Raw genomic sequence first — 21,481 nt, forward strand, 5'->3', positions numbered from 1 at the left:
CGGGCCCTTCCCTTTAAGGAAATCCCTTCTGTGTCCGACTTCCTCGAACTTCTCCGCCGGGCCGAGGCCCGTATCGAGCACGGCAACGCCGAGCGTTCCGCCGGTGCCGACGACAAGGCCCGCGTCATCGACGCCGAGGTCACCCGCCGGGGCCGTGGCGGCGCCAAAGCCCTGGCCGTCGAGCTGAATGTCAGCGAGAAGACGATCAGCCAGGCCGTGGCCCGCGCCCGCACCGCCGGCGACCCCCGGCGCCGGCTCCCCCACGACACTCTCGACCGGCTCCTGGCCGCCGAACTGCGCGACCTGCCCCCGCTGCTGGCCGGGCACTGGCAGGCCCTCGCCTGGATCGTGCGCGGCACCGTCATCGACGTGACGTGGCTGGAAGACCCCGGGACGCTGCTCTCCTACGAGGTCGAGGACCTCGAAGAGGACGTCGAAGAGGACGTCGTTGCCGACATCGACGCGCTCGCGGCCGCCTGTCGGTCCTGGTCCCGTGCGCAGGGCCTCGCCGTCATCGACGCGATCCTGCAGGGCGATGACGACGCCCTGCCCAGGAAGGGGGAATGACGGTGGAGTTGCGCCCGTACCAGAACGAAGCCATCACCGCGATCTTCGAAGGCCTCGCCGGCGGCGGGGTGGGACAGTTACACGCGGCGTGCGGGTCGGGCAAGAGTTTGATGGCGCAGCAGTCCGCGATGCGGCTGCTGCCCGCCGGCGGACTGGCCGTGGTCATGGTTCCCTCGCTGGCCCTGGTCGCCCAGACCATCACCACCTGGCGCGCGCTGCACCCTGCGGGGACCGGGCTGGACGTCCTCGCCGTGTGCTCGGACGACACCGTCACCGACGCCCCCGCGCATCTGCCCGACATCCCCGCCCAGGTCACCACCGACCCGCAGATCATCGCCGACTGGCTCGCCCGCCCCGCCCGTGGGGGGATCCGGCTCATCGTGGGTACGTACATCTCCGCGAACCGGCTGCACGACGCTCTGCACCAGGTCGAGGCGAAGCTCGATCTCCTCGTCCTGGACGAGGCGCACCACCTGACGGGGCGGCCCGACTTCGTGATCCGACGCGTCACCGAACCCACGTACCTTCCCGCCGTCCGGCGCCTGTACATGACCGCAACCCCCCGCGTGGACGCGGCCGCCGCCGGCCGCCACGGGCGCCTGTCCATGGACGACGTCGCGCTGTTCGGGCCCGTCCTCTACACCTATCCGTTCAGCCGGGGCATCGCCGAGGGCTATCTGGAGGACTACCGGCTCTACGTCATCGGGATCCGCGAGAGCGAGGCCCGCGCCGTGCTCGCCGACAAGGGACGCGAGTACGTGGAAGGACCCGGCGCGCCGTCGATGCAGACCCTCGTCGCGCAGGCCGCACTCGTGCGCGCCGCCCAGAAGTACGGGGTACGGCGCGCGGTCTCATTCCATGCTCGCGTCGCCCAGGCGGCCGAGTTCTCCCGCTCCCTGCCCGACCTCTCCCGCCGCCTCGCCCCCTCGCTGCCGGCCCCCCTCTCTCTCGTGATCCACGGAGAGATGAGCCCCCGGCTCCGCGAACAGGTCCTCGACGACCTGCGACTGCCTCCCGCCGACGGGTGGACGGTCGTCGCCAACTCCCGCCTGCTCGGCGAGGGCGTGGACGTGCCGGCCCTCGACACAGTTCTCTTCGCGCACCCCAAGTCTTCCGCGGTGGACATCGTGCAAGGCGTCGGCCGGACCCTGCGCCCCCACCCCGACACCCCCGGCCTGTCCACCATCATCGTCCCCCTGATCGTGCCCGAACAGGACGGTGAGATCGGCGACCTGGACCCCGGCGACTACGCCACCCTGTGGCAGGTCGTCCGCGCCCTGCGCGCCCACGACGAACCCCTGGGCAGCGCACTGGACGACTGCCGAAGCAAGAGCACGATCAGCAACCCCAGCCTTCCGTCGAAGATCACAGTCGAACTGCCCGGGGGCACCGGACAGGCCCTCATCGAGCAGGTCGAACTGCTGCTGGTGAGGCAAAGCACCTCCCCTTGGTGGGAAGGCTTCGGCGCCGCCCACGCCTACCACGAGGAGCACGGCCACCTCGACATCCCGTCCGGTCACGTCACCGCCGATGGGCGCCGACTGGGGCAGTGGATCAACAACGCCCGCCAACACCGCCGCAAGGGCTGGATGGCGGCCGACCGCATCGCCGCCCTGGACCGGCTCGGCATGATCTGGGACTCCGACTGGTACCACTTCCAGACGGCCTTCGGCCACGCCCGCACCTACCGGGAGACCCACGGCCACCTCAACGTTCCCCAGGCCTACAGGACCCCCGACGGCTACCGGCTCGGCACCCGGATCAACATGCTGCGCCGCGACTACGCCACCGGCCGCCTGACCCCCGAGCGGATCACGGCCCTGGAGCGACTCGACATGACCTGGAACACCCGGGCACAGGCCAATGAGGAACTCATCGCCCAAGCCCGCGCCTTCCACGCCGCCCACGGACACCTGCGCGTGCCCCACACCCACGTCACCGACGACGGGTACCCGCTCGGCAGCGCCCTCAAGACGCGCCGTAACCGCTACCCGCACGGCGACGTCGACTCCGGCGTCGTGAGCGCGCTGGACGAGCTCGGCATGGTCTGGGACCTCCGCGAAGCCCGCTTCGCCGACGGGCTCGCCGCCTGCCGCCGCTACCGCGACCAGCACGGAGACCTCGCCGTCCCCGTCAACCACATCGACGCCGAGGGCTACAACCTCGGCGACTTCATCGCCTACCAGCGTTCCGTGGTTGCCGGCAGCACCCGCGACGCATCCGGCCGAGCCCGCACCCTGGACCCCGAACGCCGCGCCGCCCTGGACGAACTCGGCATGATCTGGTCCGCCACCACCCCCAAGCGGCCCCCCACGGACGAGGAGATCGCCGCCCTGCGCGCCTTCCCCCACCAGCGCGGCAAGCCGTTCGCCGAAGCACTGCTCGCCCTGGTCGAAGCGGGCGTCGAGCAGAAGGCACTCGCCGAAGCCCTGGACGTCAGGACCAGCACCCTGAGCCTGCGGCTCAAGCGCGCCCGCGCCAACATCTACGCCGCCGACCCTTTCCCCCAGCACCTCGATGCCGCTCGCGCCTTCCACGAACAGCACGGACACCTGCGGCCACAGGAGACCTCCGACGACGCCGGCACCCGAAGTCTCGCCGACTGGCTGACCAAACAACGCGCCGCCCGGCGCAACGGCCAGCTGACCGACAAGCAGATCGCCGCCCTGGACGAACTCGGGATGGACTGGGATCCCCTGGGGTCCCGTTGGCAGCAAGCCCTCCAGGCCGCGCGCAGCTACCACGGGGAGCACGGACACCTGCGGCCCTCGACCGGCACGACCGTCAACGGCCTCGACCTGACCGTGTGGCTCACCCGCCAGCGCACCGCCCACCAGCGCGGCACCCTCCCGCCAGAGCGTGCCGCCGCACTGGACGAGCTCGGCATCGACTGGACCCCCGGCCGCGGCGTCGCCGACGTACGCATCGACCAGGCCTGGCAGACCCGCCTCGACGACGCCCGCCAGTACCAGGCCGCACACGGCCACCTCCGCCCGCCCGCCCGCACGACCTTCAACGGCAAACGCCTCGACGCCTGGCTCAGCGTCCAACGCGCCCGCAACCGCGAAGGCCGCCTCACCCCCCAACAGATCGCCGCCCTCGACGAGCTGGGCATTCACTGGTGAGGGGTTACGCGCGTCGTGGCGGGTGCGTGCGTGAGCAGGCCTGCTGCGGCGCGCGGACGCGTCGGCTACAGATGGGACGCGGGGTTCGTGGTGGCCGGGCCCTGGGTGGCCGCCGTCCGGTGGCGAGCTCGGCCCCGACCGGGAACTAGGGCTTGTCTCTCAGACCGAACTCGGCCGATTTCAGGTCGCTGTGGGCAGGCCATTTGCCCAGCAGATCTCCAAGGGCCGCGGGTCCGTGCACTGCGCCGACGTGAGGGGGAAGGCTCCCCGTCTAATGGGGCGGCCGCAGCAATCGCAGAGCAGCGTGGTGCGGGCGCCTACGTCCTCAAGGGTCCGAGCCGCCTCGACAGCGGCTTCGAACCAGCCGGCTGCCTCGATCTCTACGGGTGCGTCGGCAAGCAGAAGCTTGCTGTTCCACAGGCTGAGGCCGGTGATCGTCCGTATCGCACGGACTGCCTCCATTTTCCGGTCTCCTGCTCCTGTCAGCAGCACACGGAATCCTGGCTCTTCCACACACCCTCCCCGGCCGTCCACGAGCTGTGCGGCAAGTGAACCATCACGGCAACTGCTGAGTGCCGTGGCGAATCCCAGGGGCGGCGAAGCCGCAGGCGTAGCAGGCCCGAGGCCGGGCATCCGCTCATTCCGGAAATCCGGCGCACTGTCGAGTGTTCAGGGCCGAGAATCGGCGCCAGATACACCAGGAAGGCGCCGCCATGATGGACAACCTGAACTTCGACGAGCCGATCGGCTCGGTAGCCGTCAGCCCCCGGGACAACAGCCTGCTGCTCGTCAAGGCCCTTGGCACCCACACGCTCCAGCTCACCCTGGACATCCACGTGCCGAAGGCGCCCGAGGCAGGCCGCGTACTGGTTCTGGAGACCAGCCTCCAGGCTCCACATGGCAACGGCATGCCCATCGCCCTGGCCGCCTCGAATGCCACCCTCGCCCTCCGTCCTGACCAGCGCACCGATCACAAGTTCACCTATACGTTGACGAACGCCCAGCTCCGCGCACTGGAAGAGAACCGCTCCGGCGACCTGCGCCTGGAGATCACAGTTCGCGCGGTACTCCCTCAGGCCGCCGCCGGTCTCCACCCCGGCAGTACTGACATCCGGCTCTACCTCACCGTTGCCGAGAGCAGCTGGAAACGGCAGCTCGAAGGCCTCGGTCCCTCGCTCGCCGTAGAGATGTCGGTGCCCTTCCCCGCAGCCGACGAACCTCGCCGCGAAGCCGTTCAGTACCTGCTTAGCGCCCAGAGTCGGCTTCGCGGTGCCCCGGACATCGACGGCGCTCTCCTCGACGTCCGCCGGACCCTGGAGTACATCAGGGAAAACAGCGGATGGCCCCAGCCCTCCTCCAAGAAGCAGTTCGAGCAGTACACGAAGGAGGAGCGCTGGGCCGCGACGTGCAAGGCGCTGGAGAGGCAGGCCAGTGGCGCCCTGCACAAGGACGTCGTCACCAAGGAGTTCACCTACACCCGTGAAGAGGCGGAGACCATGATCGCTGCGACGGCAGCCCTGCTACGCCTGATCTGAACCCCCTTCCTCCGCGCCGTGTACCGTGCGGCAAGGAAGCGAGTCGTGGCCCGGCGGGCCCTCCCGAAGGCTCGGGGACGCGCGGCCGCTGCCCGGCGCACCGCCACGGTGAGATCCGTATCCACTGATCCGCCGCCCACCCCCGTCACCGTCGTCATGCCCGACGGGCAGACGCTCACAGATTCGGCGATGTCGTGTCCGAGAAGGCGGGTTCCCGGATCTGGTGAAGATTCCCGGCTCCTCGGCCAGGCGGCGAGACTGCTCGCGGTACCGCTGTCACTTAGCCGCAGGTCGGTACATCCTCAGCAGAGTGGCGAGCACGCCGACCTGGTCATTGACGCTCATCCCCTCGGGAGCTTGGCCTTCGGCGAGCTTCCGGGCACTGTGAAGGACAAGGCCGAGTCCCGGACGATCCTGGGTATAGAGCAGGACTCGGCACGTCCGGTCTCGCGGGATGCGCGGCGGAAGATGGCCAATCTTGCGCTCGGCCAACTTGTGCTCGATGTCCTCGACGATGCGGGCTCCAGCGGCGCGGGCACCGGCGAGCCCAAGTAGCTCACTGACGTTCCAATCCAGATGGCCGCCGTTGACCTCGATCAGCCTGGGAAGGTTGTCCCACTGAGTGGTGGTCATGCCGTGTCCTCTCCGTTCCGTTCGCGGGCGGCGACAGTCTTGCCTCACAGAACCGGTTCTGTCCTGCGAACCCATTCCTTCGGGTCTCCTCCACGACGAAGAGTTGACGGATGAGTCCCTCAAACAGGTGGGCCTGAAGGTCGTTCCCTCGCGATGTCCGCCGCCCAGAGCCATCCACGGGTTCGAGCCCCCACCATGCGGCGTAGGCCTCCATGAGGCAGGACCAGGACGTCGTGGGTGGTGCCAGCGGCCGCGGGGGCCCAGGGATGATCCAGGCAGCTGGCCTCAGGGCTGCGGCACCCGACATTGCCGCCGGTCTCCTTGCGTTCGCGGTGTGGCAGGGGCAAGGCCCCGTTGCCGTCCACTTCTTCGCAGGCCCCTACGAGCGGTACGAACGCGAACTCGCCCGCAGGTGCCTTGCAGCTAGTCTTTACCGAACCGACGCCGTACAGACCGCGTACTCCTCGTCACCCCCGCCAGCCAGGGAACGACCCCGCGCCTGGGCCCTGCTGAAGACGGCAGCACGCACCCGCTCCGGCCGGTGGATGCCGCGACGCGGAAGGGACTCGACGGCTTCAGTGCTGACCGTCCGCTCGGTGCGGGTCCTGCACGGACCTCCTGGCACCCGCCAGCGAGTGCGTCAGCCGGCCTGCCGGTAGCTGGCCGCCGGTCCCACCGTGCCGTAACCGAAGCGGGTGTTGAGCAGGTCGATGGCCTTCTCCGCCCGCAGCCGCCGATCGCGGCCCTGGTCGAAGGACAGCTGCTCGGCGACGGTGGCCGCGTCGACCAGCTGCTCGCAGCGCAGCGCGATGCCGCGTATCCGGGCCCGCTGGAAGCCCAGCGCCCGGTACATCTCGTAGGCGGTGTCGCGGAGGTCCTCGGTGTGCGCGCTCGGTCCCCCGGGCAGCTGGCGGCTGCGGTGGACCTGGGATCGGTTGGCCAGGGTGATGGTCATCGTGATCGTCCTGGTCGCCTGCTTGCGGGTCCGCAGCCGGTCGCCGAGCTCGACCGCCAGCGAGAGCAGCGCGGCGCGGACCGTCTCGGGGGACAGGGTGTCGAGGGGGAACCGATGATGCGCGGCCGTGCTGTGCGGTAGCTCCGTCGGCACCACTGCCCGGCGGTCGATGCCGCGGGCCACCTCGCGCAGTTGCCGGCCGGCCCGCCCGCCGAGCACCCGCTGCACGGTCGCCTCCGGGAGCTGCGCCAGCAGGCCGATCGTGTGCACCCCAAACTGGACCAGGCGCTGTTCCTGGGCGCGGCCGATGCCGTACAGCTCCCCGACCGGCCGGTGGTGCAGGAACGCGGCCACCTGCTCCGGAGCGGGGCCGACGGCGATCAAGCCGCTGCGCGCGGCGTCCCGGGAGGCCATCGCGGCCACCGACCATGTTGGGCCGACGCCGATCGCCACCGGCAGCCCGTACAGCGCCATCGCTCGGGCCCGGATCATCAGTCCAAGCTCGGCCGGGTCCCGGTCGAAGAACCGGATGCTTCCTGACACGTCCGCCACCAGGACCGAGGGTGGGACCGTCTGCACCACCGGAGTCACGTCCGTCACCAGGCCGTGGAGCAGCCCGTAGATCACCGGGTCCACGTCCACGGGGCAGCGCAGATGCAGGATCGCGGAGCCGGCACCCACCGGGCCCCTCTGCTCGTCGTCCACGGCGACACCTCCTACACCCACCGTATCGAAAACTTATTCGAACAGGCACGCCGGAGCGGACCGCGAGATGAGGGGGCCTGCGGATGTGCCTGAGCACTGGTTCCGTCCAATGAGCATTGGGGTTGTCGTGCTGAGCGCCGTATGGCCGGGACGGTGGCGCCCGCGTGTTCGTCCCTCGTCCGAGAAGGGGGTGTTGTCGGTGGGTGCCGGCAGGGTGCGTGCATGACGGATAGCGAGAGTGCCCGCATGACGCGGATCCTGAGCGGGTTGCCGGCAGCAGCCCGAGAACTGCTGTTGAGAACGGACTGGGAGTCTCTCCAGCACGCCTACGGCTCCGGCGAGGACATACCAGTCTCTCTGTGCTCCCTCGTCGATGAAGATCCCGAGATTCGGTCCGAGGCGTTGGCCGCGTTGGACATGGGCGTGCTGCACCAAGGCTCGCTGTACACCGTCACCGCGCCCGCGGCGCTGTTCGTCGCCGCGATCCTCGACCACCCCATGGGTCTCGCCGAGCACGAGGGGCACTTCCCGTGGGACGACGGACCGCCACGCAGCTTGCGGGCCGCCCTGCTCGTCTGGCTGGGGCAGGTTGCCGAATCTGCTGCCTATGGGGAGGATCCGGTGCGCGACCGAACCGACTGGCAATGGGAGCCCTGGCACGACGAGACCCGACGCGAGCACGACCCGGACGAGCGCGCCGCACTGCACGCGTGCCGGGCCATACGCCCCACCCTGTATGACGCCGTCGAGCCGTTCCTCTCCTCTCCCGATCCCCATGTCCGTGAGGCCGCGCTCGGCGCCGCAACGCCACTCCTCTTCGCACCAGAACTCACAGACCGGGTGCCGCAGGCCGCCGCGCTGCTGCGGACACGGCTGGGCCTAACGGAGGGGAGACGGGAGCGAGCGAGTGTGGCGCGAGCGCTCAGCGTGTGGGGGATGGACACCTCCGACCTGCTCGCCGACTCCGACCCAGCTGTGCGGGTCTGCGCCGCGCTCGGACCCACCCATACCGATCGGCCACGCGCCCTCGCCGCCCTCCTCGACGCCCTGAGGGACCCTCGAACGACGGACGGCTGGTTCCCCGAGCCACTGCCCGGGCTGGACGGGTGGTTCCGGTTCACCGTGCTGCGCGCCGCGCTGACCTTGGCCGAAAGCTTCGAGGAGGTGGCGCCAGTGGCGATCGCCATGGTGACCGCCGGTGGCACGTCGGTCACCGACCACGAACGCGGACCGATCCTGCTCAGAGCCTTTGCGGGTGGATACGACCCGACCCACCCGCTCACCCCCGCCCAACGCAGCCTGTTGCGGGCCTTCGTGGACATCGACGAGGCGGCGGGCTGCCTCGCCGGGAGCGCGTTGTGGTTCCGCGCGGCCGGGCTGCCCGCGAACCGGGAGGGCGTCGCTGCGTTGCTGTGACCTTGCCCGCCACCGCACCCTGCACCCATGACGCTCCCCCTGCGGTTGAGCATCGAAGTTGTCCACCCGGGCCATCTGCAGTGCACGGTCACAGCAGACCCCTGCCCCGGAGCTTCTGGCCGGGCGCCGGGACCGTGTTATCGACGACGCCTGGAACTGACCGGCTTGCCCAAGAGGTGGAGAGGCTTGCCCAGGCCGGGCGCCCAAGGCTTGCCCAGGAGGTGGAGAGGCTTGCCCAGGCTGTAAAGCACCAGCTCAGGAGGCTTGCCCATGGCTGCGAGGGCCGTCCTGGCCGCAGTCGGCAGAACGCGCCGCCAGCACCCGGGGGAGCGGTAGGCCGAGGCCAAGTGCAAGGCTCCAGCAGCGCAGCGGAAGGCCCAGGCCGACGAACGGAAGGCCGCGATGGCAGCAGCCGCGGCAAAGGTGGCCGCCAGCGCGACCGCGCGCGGGTGGTCGAAGAGTTCGGCATCGTCTCGGCCGTGGACGTGCAGACCCCGTACGACAAAGGCGTGCGCGGCTCCGGGCCGGCGGCGACCCGTATGCCATTGTGGGACGGGCGCTGCCCCTCAGCAACGGGCTAGGCCGGCGAATACGAGGACGCCCCCGGCCGGTTCTACCTCCTGAAGGACGCCCGCGCCGAGCTCCAGCGACACAGCTGGACTACGGACCTCCCCGCCTTGCTCAGCGTCAGGACCTCCGCGCAGCTCCCGGCAACCTGTCCCACCCCCGACGTCGACCACTGCGGGAACTGCGGGACGACCATCGCGATCCGAGGCTGAATGATCGCCTCGCTCGGACTCTCCTGCCCCGACTGCTACGACGTGCGCGGGGCGGTCGTGGTAGGTACGGGCCATCTCGGGGGCTCCTCGCTGTGGATTTGTCGTGGTGCGTGCGTTCGCGGTCGCTGACCGGCTGCCACCGCCGACCAACTGAAACAACTATACCCATCACTAATCACTCAGTCAAGCGGGAGTGGTGCGTCGCCGCCGCATGTCGCGGCGCGGACGGCCGGACGGGTGAATGTGAAATCGAGGCGAGAAAAAGGCCGTTCCGACTTCCGCGAAGTGATGAGTGCGAGGTATAGTTGTCTTGTTGGTCGGGAGTGGCACCCGGCCCGCACCCCACCGAACACACACGCTCCAGGGAGAAACCCGTGTCGAACTCCATGAAGATCACCGCCGGTCAGACCTCCACCCGCACCCTGACCGACCTGATCCGTGCCATGGACAGCCAGCGCGCCACGACCATTACCTACGTCGACAGCAAGGGTGACGAGTCGGTGCGCACCATCGAGATCCACAACATCCTCACCACCAGTAAGGGCGGCATCATCGTCCGCGCGATGTGCCGCACCCGGGGCGAGATGCGCACCTTCACCCTGGAGCAGATCAAGGCGTACACCGTTCACCGCATCCGCTTCGTGCTCGCCGTCCCGGAGGAGAAAGTGGGGGAGGCGTTCCCCGTCGCGCACTTCGTCTCCAGCGCTGACCGGCTGATCGACCTGGAACTGGAGCGCGACTACTACTCGGCGCCCAAGCTGAAGCTCGCCGCTTAGGTGGCCGGGCCCGCCCCCTCAGGGGGCGGGCCCGGCGCCGCCGAGTCCTCTGTCCGGGGGACCGATCCGCGACCGCGCGGGACCGAACCCGCCGGGCACTCGAACTGATCAGCACTTTCCAGGGAGAAGCCATGGCACATCAATTCCGTGAGACGACGGTTCGCGTCGCCGGCGTTGACCACGTGGTGCGTACGGATGTGGCGGGCCGCGTTCGTACTGTGACGCAGCTCGAATCCGCTCACGCGAAGGCCGTCAAGGCGAAGATCGCGGAGTTGCGTACGGCGAACCTCGCCGTCTACCGGGCTGCGGCGGTCGATGCTGAGGCGGCCTCAAAGAGAATCGGCAAGCGGTGGATTGAGGAGCAGGCAGCGGTTCGTGCGCGCGCCATCGTTCGGCGAGCCGAGCGTGGAACATTCGTGTCGCACACATCCGCATGGGCGGCGGACCTCCGCCCGACACCCAAGTTCCGCTTCACGGGCGAGATCCCGGACTCCCTCGTGGAGATCGAGCCCGACCACTACGCGACCTTCGAAGCGGCCGAGCAACTGGCGCTCATCTAGTCGAACCGCCCTCAAGGCGTCGCCTGGTATCGGCCTACCGGGCGACGCTCGGTGAGCCCGACCGCCCGGGAGTCGGGTTCACCGCATCACCCCGGCCGCGCCCGGACCCGATGGGGCGACGGGTGGACGGAGGCGCGCTCGCCTAGGGCAGAGCCGGCGCGATGCGCCCTTACGGGTCGGTGGGCCCGGGCCCGCGTCGCGCGTCGTACGCCGATCGTTCGCTGGTGGCCCGCCCTGCCACCGCTGGGACTGGCGGCCGGTGCTGGAGGCCGGCTCGAACGCAGCGTCCGGGTTCTCCTGCTCTGCCCCGGGCGCCGTCGAGGAGCGTGGGCCGGTGGGGTTTCCGGCGTCGGGTGGGCGCCGCCCAAACCGACAGACCTGACGGTGCATCAGAAGCGCGATCATTTACAAAGTGATGAATGACGAGTATAGTTGTCTCGTGAGGGCGGGTTGAGCCCCGGCGCGGCAGTGGCAGCCGCACACCGAAACCACACCCAAAGGGAGTCCCATGTCCCGCGTGTTCCGCATGAAGCCCAACGAGTTCTGGTGGGAGAACCCCCTGGATCCGGCCGCCAATCTCGGATACGTACGTTTCACCTGCGCAGAGCCGGTTGCGGACGCGTGGGAGGTGAAGTTTCCCCGCTACTCGGTCGAGTTCGGTGGCTGGTGCGCCAGTCGCAACATGCGCCTCGCCGTCGACGGCATCGCCGAGCGTTCCGTCGCCGAGCAGATTCGCGACCACATCCAGGCCGGCGAACACCAGCACTCCGCGTTCGACGACCTGTGGGCTGAAGTCCGAGACATGGGCCGGGCGCCGTACGAGGCCTTCGACGGCGGTACCGAATTCTGGGCCACATCAGGGTCCCGCTCCGGCCAACGCGGCACGATCGTGATCCGCAACCGAGACAGCGCCGCCGTGATGTGGGACGACGAACCCTGCTTCGTCGGCGGCACCACTTACGCCCTGGATCGAATGAGCGCCACCCGGCCTGTCGAGCGGCACATCCCGCACAGCATGGGATGGCTCAAGGGCTGATCGGATGCCATGCGGGGCAGGCGCACGCCGGCCCCGCACGGCGCCTTCGCAACCACGGCTGTCCCGCGCCCGCGCGCGAGCGGCGCGGGACACCCCGCCCGCCGCAGTACCCCTGCTCTGTCACCGCCCGGGAGCAACGCCCTGCGTGCCCGGGTCATCCGAGCCGGCGCCGCATCTGCCTGGAGCGCGGCCGCCCGCCGACGAGCATCCACGCGCCCCGCTAGGCTGATGAGGCGTACCGGGCCGGGCGCCCCGGGCTCCCGCGCCCGTGGCGGCCGCTCCACCGCACAACACCATTCCAAGGAGACCGCGTTGCTTCCTTCCGCACACCGGGCGGGAACACCCGCCCCGCCACGCGCATCCGGCACCCTCCCGCCCGCCCTCTCTGCCCGCAAGCGCAAGACGGTCCTCACGTGGGGCCTGGGAGCGGATTCGACGGCCGAGATCCTGATGTTCCTCAACAACCCGGCGGCCCACGGCCTGGAGCCGGACCTGTCGGACCTCGTGATCGTGCACGCGGTCACGGGCGACGTTCTCTAGCCGGTCTGCGCGTGTTGTGATTTTGGGTCCGTCAGCCGCTGAAGTGCTTCAGCTGGACCTTGATCCCAGGGTCCCTCGCCAGCAGATTGGGCTTCGACGGAAAGGCACGGATGGCCTCCAGAAGCTCCCGATCATTGCGAGCGGTCAGCTTGCTTTCGATCAGCCCGAGAAGCTCGGTCCACTGCTCCTGGGGACGCTTCTGCTGCAGTTTGCTGGCGATCGCACTGTCCGTGAACGACCGCAGTGCGACTGACGCCTGCTGCGGATTGAATCGCGTGATCAAGTCGCGGTAGATCGAGTCAGCGTTGTGGGCGATGCCGTTGCCGTTGGTAAGGAACACCTCAACAAGCCCTAGAACATATTTTCGAGTGAGGCCCTCCGGGATGTCGCCGTGCTGCCCGACGAGTTCCTGCAGACGACGTGCGATCGGCGGCTCGGTGTAGAAGTTGCTCCAACCGTTGTGGGCGTCGATCAGGTCGTTCAGGGCCCCGTCGAGTTCCCAGGCCCGTTCCTCAGACGGCAGGTAGGTCGCGCCCGCGACAAGGTCGATGAGTTGGCGGGCGAGGACTGCCTGGTCCTGGTCGCCATTGGCACGGAAGCGTCCCAGGCGGAATCCGAAGTTGTAGCGCGTCTCGTCGGAGACCTTTTGCCAGAGCTCCGGCCAGAGGCGGCGGATGTTGTCCAGGGTCTCCGGACCGGTCGTCAGGTCGGTGTAGCGGCCGAAGAGCCCGGAGGCGAGCGGGTCGGCCTGGACAGGCGGCAGATTCACGAAGAACGCGGTGATCTCCCTGATCGCCTGGTCGTCCAGGCGCTTCTCCTTGACCTTCACCAAGAGCTTTTGGACCTGGGCGGTGATGTGGTCGTAAGGCAGGGTGATGACGTGCCTGATGCAGGTCGACAGCCAGTTGGCCAGTTGGAGGCCGTCCAGCTCGACCTGGTTGGGGTGTGCTGCGCTCGCCCAGTTCCGCATGTAGCGGATGAGGTCGAGCTCCTGGAATCCGATGTCGCTGATGAGGCCGATCTCGCGGCAGCCTCCGAGGAGCTTCTGATCGTCGAGCTTGGGGAGGTCGTCCTCGTCCTTGAGGTCCTTGCGCTTGTTGTCGCTCTTCTCGGCGACCTCGTAGAAGTACTGCAGGTCGAAGTTGACGACGCGCTTACGGAGCTCAAGGACGGTCTCGTCCCAGAGATAGTTCAGAGCTGCGTCGAAGAGGCCGACGGACCCTGCGATGATCATCTTCGAGATGTAGCTGGCCTGCCCCCGCTGGTCGACGGGCAAGCGCATGAGGGCGAAACTCGTGCTCTCCATCAATACGTGCCGCTGCTCGACGCCGACCAGGATGCCTGATGTCGGCAGTCCGGACTTTGCGAGGATGTCCAGGATCAGGGTCTCGAAGGACTGCAACCCCACCAGTGCCGTCTCGTGCTGGTTCGGGGTGATCTCGCCACTGGCCGGTCGGGGCTCCAGCTGGCCGCTGCTCATGCTCATGCCCGCGAGGGTAAGCCACCCCCTCACGGGCGAATAGCGTATTTTCGCGCGGTCAGCGTCATCCGCCGACGGCTGCGGTCATCGTCGCCCCCGCGGGAGCGGGCGGTGAACCCGTCCGGCCGAGGCCGTCCGCTGTGGTGGCGGGTTCAGGGCGGTGACGCCCAGCGCGGCGTCCCGGGCGGCCAGGGCTTGATCGCGCTCGGTGATCGCCTCGGCCCGTTCCCGGGCCAACTGCTCGATCATGACCGCGTAGGTGGCCAGCAGGTCCGCTAGCTGCCGCTTCTCCTTGCGGACCCTGGTCAAGTCCTCGCGGAGCTTGTCGATCTCGGCCTCGACCTTCTTGACCGGCTCGCTCTTGTGCCGGGCGGCCTTGAACTCCGCCTGGTACTTGGCCATGAGCGTGGTCGGATACTTGTGCGTCAGCAGCCATCGCTTGACCTGGGCTTCCTCGGCGAGGTCGAGGATGGTGAGCTTGCCCGAGGAGTGCAGCGGGGTGCCGGCCAGCAGCCGGTCGGCGGCCGCCCGCAGCTTGAGGCACAACTCCTGCGGCGGATCGTGCTCGGCCTTCACCACGTATCCGCTCCCGGGCGTCCGCGCTCGTGCTCGTTGATGAGCCGGTCCAGGTGGGCCAGGCGGCGGCGTTCGCGTTCCCACCGGATCGGCGGGCTCACCTCATCCGCGACCTTCGTCCGCAGGACGGCGGCCTCGGCCCGCAGTTCGTCGATGTTCTCCTCGGTGCGGCAGATGTTGCCGCAGGCTGGGTGACAGCCCTCGGTGTCCGGGGTGACCCGTGCGTCGTCAAGGGACGGCTCCAGCTCGCAGCGTGCCGTCGGGGCAGCGAAGACGCAGGTCATTCCCTTGCCGGGGTAGATCTGCAGCGATGCGTTCGCCATCACATGTCTCGCCTCCGCCCCGGTCCGCAGGACCCGTCCAGCGAACTTCCTCGCCCCTCCGCTGACCCGCGACCGGTAAGCGCCCGCGGCCGGACCGCTGACGTGTTCGCCGGCCTTCAGCCGCCGGTCGGCGTCCTGCAGGTCCTCCAGGCGGGTCAGCCACCGCTCGAACGCGAGGTCGTCGGGGAAGCCCGAGGCGTAGGTGCCGGCATAGCCCTGGGTGATCTGGACTCGCAGGTGCCCGTACTGGATCGCCGCAGCGACCATGCCGCGTGGGCGGCGGCAGATGAACCAGGCCAGCGTGCGCCGCAGGCGTGAGCTCGTCAGGCTCTTCGGATCGACGGGGATCACGTCGCTGCGGCCGTGCCGGCCGCAGAAGGCGTTCACCCAGGCGATGAAGCGGTTCAGGTCGTTGTTGATCGAGGAGAGGGTGCGGGCCCCTCCGCCCTCGTGCTGGTCGCGCTCGTCCGCCACCAGCCAGACGGGAAACAGAACCTCTGCGTCGTGGAGGCGTTCTTGGACGCCGATCGCCGTGGCGACGAGATCCGGGGCGATCCATGGCTCGTCGCGGAACTGCCCCTCGGGGATCTTGGCGCCGTTTTCGTCGCGGGCGTTCTTCCACTTCCGGCCGTGGACCTCCCACAGCTTCGTCACCTTGTCCCGGCGCAGGCAGCCGCGGCGCAGGCTGACCGCCTCCCCGGGGCGGCAGCCGGTCAGATAGGCCACCAGCAGGAAGCACGCGGTCGACAGCGTCCGCACCAGCTGCTTGACGTCGTCGTAGGCGATGTTCTGCATCCAGGGTTCGCCGTCCAGCAGGCCCTTCGGGCGGGCCGTCAGGAAGGTGCCGTGGGCGATGGGGAGGCCGGAGGTAAGGAACATGTTCCTGTATGACCGGTTCTTCTGCATCGCGGTAGGCGAGAGGTCCAGGAGCTTGGCGAGGAAGGGCCAGTCCGGCTCCCAGGTGCCGTCCTCGCACTGCCTGCCGGGCAGGTCACGGCCACTCGCGCGGAACGACCTGATCAAGCGAGCGACCTCCGGCGTCGCCCCTGCCTTGCCCGGGACGCGGACCCGGCGGTGGGGACCTGGACTGTAGCGGCCCGGCTTCAGACCGAACAGCGGCCGGAACTCCTCCATGGCCGCGATGATGTCGTCGGCGAAGTCCTCGACGAACCGCGCCGCCCACAACACCGCCATCGCCATCGTCGTCTCCTGGATGCGGGCGGTGGCGTTCTCCCGGTCACGCTGGGACTTGCCCAGCAGAATCCTGGACTCCTTCCCGCCCCAGGGCGGCATCTCGGGCAACCGCCCCTCGGACGGCAGCAGCTCGCGGAAGGCCCACAACCGGCGAACGGCCTGCAACAGATCCGAGCGGTTGCCGTGGGTGAGCTCCGCGTCCCGCACCGCATCGAGGTAGTCCTCCAGGTCCTCCGGTGTCACCTCCGCGATCGAGGTGAACCCATAGAGGTCCATCCAGTCCAACAGGCCGCGCAGGTTGAGGAGCTGGGAGACCATCGTGTAAACGGCGAGCTTGCCGTTGATGTTCGCCCGGCGAAGGATCGTCAGGCCCTCGTCGCAGTTCAGCTCCATCCAGATGTAGATCTTGGCGATGTCGCGGAACTGCTCGGGCACCAGGGCGAAGTTGATGCTGACCGAGGCCATGTGATCCTCAAGGATCGCCGGCCGCAGGTTCCAGCGCATGTCGCCCACCACGGACAACTTCGAGAGGTCCGTGCCCTCCCTCAACTGTCGGTTCTGCAGCACCACCGTGCCGGGGCCGGGCACGAAGATCTCTTTCGGCTCTGGGGCAGCGTCAACGGTACTCATCGTTCGTCCAGCTCCCCATCCAGCAGCCGCCGCACCAGTTCTCGCTCTTCCTCGCCGACCGCCCTGCGGGCCCGGTCCTCGGCGGGTTTGCCCGCCAGCCGGATCAGGTCTTCCAGCTCCTCGAAGGGCAATACGAACCGCTCGGCCCAGCGCAGGGCTGTCATGTGCGTGCGCCGTTCGTCGATCATGTCCCGGGCCGCCACCTGAAGCGGCAGATGATGGGGCATCGCGCGGGCGCACGGGCATTCCAGACACTTCAGGAACGAGGCCCGGCAAGGTTCGCCGGGCGGGCTGTGCGGGCTGTTCTCGTTGTCCGCGCAGGCTGCGAGCACCGTGTCGGCATCTCGCGCGACCAGCAGCCGCATCATCTCCGTGCTCACTCCGAACCGTTTGGCGACCGTCTCCGGGTCGCGTATGGCCTCGGCGACATCGGCCTTGCTCAGCCGCGTGATGCGGCCCGCGGTGCGGGCCTTGGTGACTTCCTTCTCCAGCACGTCGGCGACCAGTTTCTGGTACTCACGCAGGCTCGACTTGTCCCGCCGCAGGTAGATGTTCGCCAGCGTCTCCCGGGTCTGGGCCACCGGTTTCTGTTCCCGTGCCGCGTGGGTGACCCGCATCCGTCCGACACCCACGATCAGCCGCTGCGGATTGCCGTCCTCGTCCGGCTCGTCGGCGACCAGGTTCAAACCGGTGCCCCAGAATCCGACCGCCGAGTCCGACAGCTGGTCGCGGAAACCCCGCCCGCACTCATTGCGGCGTTTGACGACCTCGGCCCGCTTGGCCTGTGGGCCCTTCCCGGCCTTGGGGACCCAGTAGACCAGCAGCCGGTCGCTGCCCTTGATCCGCCGCGACGACGCGGTCAGTTCCAGCGCGAGCATGTAGAGGCCGAATGGCGTGTGCAGCTCGTCGCGGGCCGACAGCTCGCCCTCCTCCTCCGGTGCCGCGGCCCACGGCGGCAGGTCGCTCAGCGTGGCCGTCATGTAGCGCCGCGGACCCCGCCGCGGTTTGCTCAGGTCGACCTGGACCGTGGCCAGTGGGCCGGCCCCACCGTCAGGGCGGTGGAAGGCCGCCGGCGCCTTGATGATCGTCGAGCCGTTCTCCCCGGTCAGCCTCACCAGCAGAATCACCAGCGCGCAGGTCTCGGCCAGGCTCAGGTGCAGCCGGGTGGTCAGGTCGGTCACGGTGCCGTGCGGGACGATCCACGGCGCCAGACTGGTGCCCCACTTGTTGCGCGGCAGCTCCCCGGTCGTCTCGACCATGTCGAGGATCGAGCCGTACTCGTAGAGCACCGGCTCCTTCTCCGCGGAGATGCCGCCCTCGCGCCACCGCTCCAGCAACTCACGGGACTCCCTGATGCGCTTCGCGGCCGCCCGCACTACGTTCCGCGCGGCGTCCAGGATCACCTTCTCCTCGGCCTGGCTGTAGCTGCCCCGCGAGGTGATCTTCTCCCGGCGGTCCGGCACCCACTGCGCGCACTGGGCGGCGAACTGCGGCGTCAGCCCGTCCATGTTCGCCAGCAGCGACCGCAGCAGCCCCACCGCCATCGCGGCGGTGGGCGCATCCCCCTTGCTCAGCAAGAACGCTTTCAGGTGCCGCGGCGCCAGATCCTGCGGGACCTGCGGCCGTTCCTCGTCGAGGAGCAGGACGTCGATGAAATAGCTCAGCTGCCTGAAAGCGTTGCCCGCAGCGCCGGACGTCTTCACCGTCCCCGCCGCCCCCACATGGGCGTCGAAGGCACGGGCAAACGCCTCCTGCAGCGGACGGGCCACCAGGAGCGTCGCGAAGTCGTAGTCGACCACTTCATCGGGGTCCTGCTCGGAGAAGAACCGCACCCGGCACTGGCCGTCCTCCAGGAACAGGCGCTGCGGCGGGGTGTAGCCCGCCTCCGGCATCTCCGCCGGACGCCCCGGACTCACCATCCCGCCAGCGGATCGCCCAGCACCCGCCGGTCGGCACCATAGACTGCCGCCATCAGGTCCGAGATGCCGCTGTTGTCGGCATGCATCAGCAGCAACTCAAGCTCCAGAGCCTCGAAGGGCTCCAAGTACGTCTCCTTGGTCGTGCGCTGATCCGCGTGCCCGAGCAGCAGCCGCACCAGGTCCCAGGTGCTGCCGAACTCGTAGCGCAGGTCGCGCAGTTCCTCCCCGTCCAGGTGCGCAAACTTCTTGTCGAACAGCAGCCGGCCCACCGAGAACCAGCGCAGCGCGAAGCTGTGGCGGAGCATGTGGGCGGCCCCGGCGAAACCCTCCACCCCCAGGTCGTCCTTCAACCGCTTGTTGGCCTGGGTGAAGACGTGCTGCCATCCGTGAGGGTCCCGCGGCATCCCGTCCTCGTTCAGCCACAGCGCCACCGGTTCCAGCCCCTGCGGCGTCTCACGCAGCAACAGCCGACGAGCCTCCGGCGTCAGCGAGTCGAGCGGCACCTCCTCCACCAGCGCGTCCTGCCCGACCAGCCTCGCCCGCCGCCCGGGCAGCATCCGCGTCAGCACCCGGGTGCCGGCCATGCGCTCATACCGTCCAGCGGCCCGGGCCCGTCGCACCGCGGTCGCCCGCTCGCCCTCGCAGTAGTTCAGCACCGGCACCAGGCCCTTGCGCGACATCCAGTACTTGCGCGCGACGTTGCCCTTCGCGACCTTCTCGGCCAGGTGGCAGGTGTAGAAGCCGCGGCTGGGGTCGTCCGGCGGGAGTTCGACCAGCAGTAGCGAACCGCCCTCCTCCAGCCGCAGCCCCGAGTTGTAGAGGCAGTCCGCGAAGGCGGCGTTGCGCTGTCCGTTGCGGCCCCGCCAGCCCGGATCCTCGTCGCCCTCCAGCGTCAGCCCGAGCAGCCCGCAGTCCCGATAGCGCTCGTAGCCCGCCGGGTCGAACCACTTCACATCCCGGTCCCGCGTCGCCTTCGGGTCGGTCACAACCTTCTCCGACTGCGTGCCATCCCGGCGCTTGCCCCGACCCGGGCGAGTCCGGATCGGATTGGGGATCTGGAACTCCTTCGCCGCCCACACGTAGAACAGCCGGATGTTGATGATGTTGTCGCTGTAGGTACCCGACTCCACCAGGCGCGTGTTACGCCCGTCCAGCATCCGCCAGGTCTTGAAGGCCTCCACCGCGGTCGGCTCGACGTCATCCCACGGCCGCCCGTACGCCCACAAGAAGCTCAGCCACACCACGAGGCTGTACGCGTACTTCCGCCAGGTCAGCCGGCCCAGGTCGCGGACCTCATCGCTGTCGAACCATCTGTCCACCCGAAGATCTGACGCCCCCAGGGGATCGAGCAGGAAGGGCTGTCCCGCCCTCCGCGGCGCTGCCGCGGCCCGCAACAGGACATCCCGATGTTGCAACACGACCGGATCGTCGTACGCGCGGGAAAGATCCACCTGCTCCCCATGAAAGTAGACCTTCCATCTCACGTCACGGATCCTGCATAGCCGCACGTCATGCCGGGACCGCAACAACCATCGTCCACCCGAACGGGTGACACTTCCTGTACCCGGATCCAGCAACACAGATCTGCAACAACACAGATCTCGCTAGAGAACGTAGGAGTTTCCCGACACGATCTCCGACGTCGAGAACCACGTCCTGCCGCTGCTGCGGGAGAAGGGCATCCGGTACACGCAGGTCGCGCGCGCCGGCCACCTGGAGTCCGCCGGCGTCCAGGTCCTCTCCGACACCACGAATCCCGGCAAGGTCTTCGACCACGGCCAGTGGACCCTCATGGACGAGCTGGAGGCCAACGGCACCGTTCCGCAGTACGCGGGCGGGCACAAGTGCGCGCAGAAGTTCAAGGCCTTCGCCATTGATGATCTTCAACTGCGGGAGGCCGGCGGCCAGACGGTCGGCAAGCTGTTCGGCTACAACGCCGACGAGCGCAGGCGCGCGGTCAAGGCCAACAAAGCCCAGGCCGAGCGCAACGAAAGGGCCGGCCGCCAGACCTTCGCTCTGGACTACCCGCTGCTCCGGCTCGGTTGGGGCCGCAAGGACGTGCAGGGCTACGTCAAGGACCGCCTCGGGATCGACATGTCCAAGTCATATTGTTCTGTTTGCCCGTTCTCTGGGGTGTGCTCGCCGCAGCCGGACCACCTGAAGCGGCTGCGGAAGTACCCCGACCTCGCGGCGCGCGTGCTGCGCCTGGAGTACCTGTCGATGGCCCTGAACGACAACAGCTCCCTCTACAAGGACGACACCCTGTTCCGGCGGGTCACTCACGACCAGAACACCGAGGCGCTCGGCCAGTTCAACGCCCGGCTCGACGAGGAGCCCTGGGCGGTCTACCGGGTGCAGCGCGTCTACACCGCCGGCCGACGGCCCGAGTGCAAGACCGATCACGGCGACCGATGCGCCAAGCCCGAATGCCGCGACAACGGCATCAAGGGCACCGTCTACCGGTCGGTGAAAACCGTCCGCACCGGCAGCCGCACCGAAGCCGGCACCTTCCTGACCACCGCGGCCACGGCGCTGAACCGCCCGGTCGAGCACTCCACGGACGCCCACGGCGCCGGCATCGCCCGCGTGCGCACCCGCGTCCGCCCGGACTCCAAGACGTACGGGACGGCCGAGGACTTCTACGTGACCGCCCCCGCCGGCGTGCAGGACAAGGCCCGCCCTGCCTTCGCCGAGGTCTGGGCCGCGATGACCGACAGCCAGTAGCACCCGAC

18 protein-coding genes are annotated in these 21,481 nt (G+C 68.9%); 9 read left to right on the forward strand and 9 right to left on the reverse strand.

The genetic code is table 11. The features are described from left to right. Nucleotides 1–30 precede the first annotated feature (30 nt). Complete coding sequence (locus OG906_RS41285) at nucleotides 31–567, forward strand: hypothetical protein (protein ID WP_329449081.1); 537 nt, start codon at nucleotides 31–33, stop codon at nucleotides 565–567. Continuing rightward, nucleotides 564–3,692, forward strand: coding sequence for a DEAD/DEAH box helicase (locus tag OG906_RS41290; protein ID WP_329449080.1), 3,129 nt, complete (start codon nucleotides 564–566; stop codon nucleotides 3,690–3,692). Before OG906_RS41285 ends, OG906_RS41290 begins: the two co-directional genes overlap by 4 nt. A 180-nt stretch (nucleotides 3,693–3,872) precedes the next feature. Here the strand turns inward: OG906_RS41290 and OG906_RS41295 are convergent, their stop codons facing one another. Beyond that, the gene (locus OG906_RS41295) at nucleotides 3,873–4,325 is read right to left on the reverse strand and encodes a ribosomal protein L7/L12 (protein ID WP_329449079.1); all 453 of its coding nucleotides are present in this window, start codon (nucleotides 4,323–4,325) and stop codon (nucleotides 3,873–3,875) included. 80 nt (nucleotides 4,326–4,405) lie between these two features. Here OG906_RS41295 and OG906_RS41300 point away from each other — a divergent pair, with 80 nt between their 5' ends. Beyond that, nucleotides 4,406–5,227 (forward strand): hypothetical protein, encoded by an 822-nt coding sequence (locus OG906_RS41300; RefSeq protein ID WP_329449231.1) that lies wholly within the window; start codon nucleotides 4,406–4,408, stop codon nucleotides 5,225–5,227. Nucleotides 5,228–5,503: 276 nt separating this feature from the next. Here OG906_RS41300 and OG906_RS41305 read toward each other — a convergent pair whose 3' ends face one another. Together OG906_RS41305 and OG906_RS41310 are read right to left on the reverse strand one after the other, a co-directional pair. Next, nucleotides 5,504–5,860 carry a hypothetical protein gene (locus OG906_RS41305; RefSeq protein WP_329449077.1) on the reverse strand — a complete coding sequence of 119 codons (357 nt, stop codon included), beginning with the start codon at nucleotides 5,858–5,860 and terminating at the stop codon, nucleotides 5,504–5,506. A 640-nt stretch (nucleotides 5,861–6,500) separates the two neighbouring features. Beyond that, nucleotides 6,501–7,520 carry a DNA polymerase Y family protein gene (locus OG906_RS41310; RefSeq protein ID WP_329449232.1) on the reverse strand — a complete coding sequence of 340 codons (1,020 nt, stop codon included), beginning with the start codon at nucleotides 7,518–7,520 and terminating at the stop codon, nucleotides 6,501–6,503. Nucleotides 7,521–7,766: 246 nt separating this feature from the next. On the opposite strand from OG906_RS41310, the gene OG906_RS41315 reads away from it, so the two are divergent. The 5 genes from OG906_RS41315 to OG906_RS41335 all read left to right on the forward strand — a co-directional run bounded on the left by OG906_RS41315 (nucleotide 7,767) and on the right by OG906_RS41335 (nucleotide 12,627). Beyond that, the gene (locus OG906_RS41315) at nucleotides 7,767–8,936 is read left to right on the forward strand and encodes a hypothetical protein (protein ID WP_329449075.1); all 1,170 of its coding nucleotides are present in this window, start codon (nucleotides 7,767–7,769) and stop codon (nucleotides 8,934–8,936) included. A gap of 1,153 nt (nucleotides 8,937–10,089) precedes the next feature. Beyond that, entirely contained in the window at nucleotides 10,090–10,491 is a 402-nt protein-coding gene (locus OG906_RS41320) for a WYL domain-containing protein (protein WP_266976138.1), read from the forward strand. Between the two features lie 131 nt (nucleotides 10,492–10,622). Continuing rightward, nucleotides 10,623–11,051 carry a hypothetical protein gene (locus OG906_RS41325; RefSeq protein ID WP_329449073.1) on the forward strand — a complete coding sequence of 143 codons (429 nt, stop codon included), beginning with the start codon at nucleotides 10,623–10,625 and terminating at the stop codon, nucleotides 11,049–11,051. Nucleotides 11,052–11,559: 508 nt separating this feature from the next. Then, complete coding sequence (locus OG906_RS41330; RefSeq protein ID WP_329449072.1) at nucleotides 11,560–12,087, forward strand: hypothetical protein; 528 nt, start codon at nucleotides 11,560–11,562, stop codon at nucleotides 12,085–12,087. Between the two features lie 312 nt (nucleotides 12,088–12,399). Next, a complete protein-coding gene (locus OG906_RS41335; protein ID WP_329449071.1) occupies nucleotides 12,400–12,627 on the forward strand; it encodes a hypothetical protein in 228 nt (75 codons plus the stop codon). A 31-nt stretch (nucleotides 12,628–12,658) separates the two neighbouring features. Here the strand turns inward: OG906_RS41335 and OG906_RS41340 are convergent, their stop codons facing one another. The 6 genes from OG906_RS41340 to OG906_RS41365 all read right to left on the reverse strand — a co-directional run bounded on the left by OG906_RS41340 (nucleotide 12,659) and on the right by OG906_RS41365 (nucleotide 20,525). Then, complete coding sequence (locus OG906_RS41340; RefSeq protein WP_329449070.1) at nucleotides 12,659–14,113, reverse strand: hypothetical protein; 1,455 nt, start codon at nucleotides 14,111–14,113, stop codon at nucleotides 12,659–12,661. Nucleotides 14,114–14,191: 78 nt separating this feature from the next. After that, nucleotides 14,192–14,686, reverse strand: a complete 495-nt coding sequence (locus tag OG906_RS41345) for a hypothetical protein (protein WP_329449069.1) — start codon at nucleotides 14,684–14,686, stop codon at nucleotides 14,192–14,194. Continuing rightward, complete coding sequence (locus OG906_RS41350) at nucleotides 14,680–16,830, reverse strand: hypothetical protein (RefSeq protein ID WP_329449068.1); 2,151 nt, start codon at nucleotides 16,828–16,830, stop codon at nucleotides 14,680–14,682. Before OG906_RS41350 ends, OG906_RS41345 begins: the two co-directional genes overlap by 7 nt. Further along, nucleotides 16,827–18,722, reverse strand: a complete 1,896-nt coding sequence (locus OG906_RS41355; RefSeq protein ID WP_329449067.1) for a hypothetical protein — start codon at nucleotides 18,720–18,722, stop codon at nucleotides 16,827–16,829. Before OG906_RS41355 ends, OG906_RS41350 begins: the two co-directional genes overlap by 4 nt. 20 nt (nucleotides 18,723–18,742) lie before the next feature. Then, nucleotides 18,743–20,068 carry a hypothetical protein gene (locus OG906_RS41360; RefSeq protein WP_329449066.1) on the reverse strand — a complete coding sequence of 442 codons (1,326 nt, stop codon included), beginning with the start codon at nucleotides 20,066–20,068 and terminating at the stop codon, nucleotides 18,743–18,745. A 190-nt stretch (nucleotides 20,069–20,258) separates the two neighbouring features. Then, the gene (locus tag OG906_RS41365) at nucleotides 20,259–20,525 is read right to left on the reverse strand and encodes a hypothetical protein (protein ID WP_329449065.1); all 267 of its coding nucleotides are present in this window, start codon (nucleotides 20,523–20,525) and stop codon (nucleotides 20,259–20,261) included. 15 nt (nucleotides 20,526–20,540) lie between these two features. Between OG906_RS41365 and OG906_RS41370 the strand changes: the two genes are divergently transcribed. Then, the gene (locus OG906_RS41370) at nucleotides 20,541–21,473 is read left to right on the forward strand and encodes a hypothetical protein (RefSeq protein WP_329449064.1); all 933 of its coding nucleotides are present in this window, start codon (nucleotides 20,541–20,543) and stop codon (nucleotides 21,471–21,473) included. Nucleotides 21,474–21,481 lie beyond the last annotated feature (8 nt).

Source organism: Streptomyces sp. NBC_01426, from assembly GCF_036231985.1.
Lineage (GTDB): Bacteria > Actinomycetota > Actinomycetes > Streptomycetales > Streptomycetaceae > Streptomyces.

Excerpts from the sequence above, each read along its gene's own strand:
- OG906_RS41290 (WP_329449080.1), top strand. The coding sequence starts at position 564 with ATGACGGTGGAGTTGCGCCCGTACCAGAACGAAGCCATCACCGCGATC.
- OG906_RS41295 (WP_329449079.1), bottom strand. The coding sequence starts at position 4,325 with ATGCCCGGCCTCGGGCCTGCTACGCCTGCGGCTTCGCCGCCCCTGGGA.
- OG906_RS41300 (WP_329449231.1), top strand. The coding sequence starts at position 4,406 with ATGATGGACAACCTGAACTTCGACGAGCCGATCGGCTCGGTAGCCGTC.
- OG906_RS41305 (WP_329449077.1), bottom strand. The coding sequence starts at position 5,860 with ATGACCACCACTCAGTGGGACAACCTTCCCAGGCTGATCGAGGTCAAC.
- OG906_RS41315 (WP_329449075.1), top strand. The coding sequence starts at position 7,767 with ATGACGCGGATCCTGAGCGGGTTGCCGGCAGCAGCCCGAGAACTGCTG.
- OG906_RS41325 (WP_329449073.1), top strand. The coding sequence starts at position 10,623 with ATGGCACATCAATTCCGTGAGACGACGGTTCGCGTCGCCGGCGTTGAC.
- OG906_RS41330 (WP_329449072.1), top strand. The coding sequence starts at position 11,560 with ATGTCCCGCGTGTTCCGCATGAAGCCCAACGAGTTCTGGTGGGAGAAC.
- OG906_RS41340 (WP_329449070.1), bottom strand. The coding sequence starts at position 14,113 with ATGAGCATGAGCAGCGGCCAGCTGGAGCCCCGACCGGCCAGTGGCGAG.
- OG906_RS41350 (WP_329449068.1), bottom strand. The coding sequence starts at position 16,830 with ATGAGTACCGTTGACGCTGCCCCAGAGCCGAAAGAGATCTTCGTGCCC.
- OG906_RS41355 (WP_329449067.1), bottom strand. The coding sequence starts at position 18,722 with ATGCCGGAGGCGGGCTACACCCCGCCGCAGCGCCTGTTCCTGGAGGAC.
- OG906_RS41370 (WP_329449064.1), top strand. The coding sequence starts at position 20,541 with ATGGACGAGCTGGAGGCCAACGGCACCGTTCCGCAGTACGCGGGCGGG.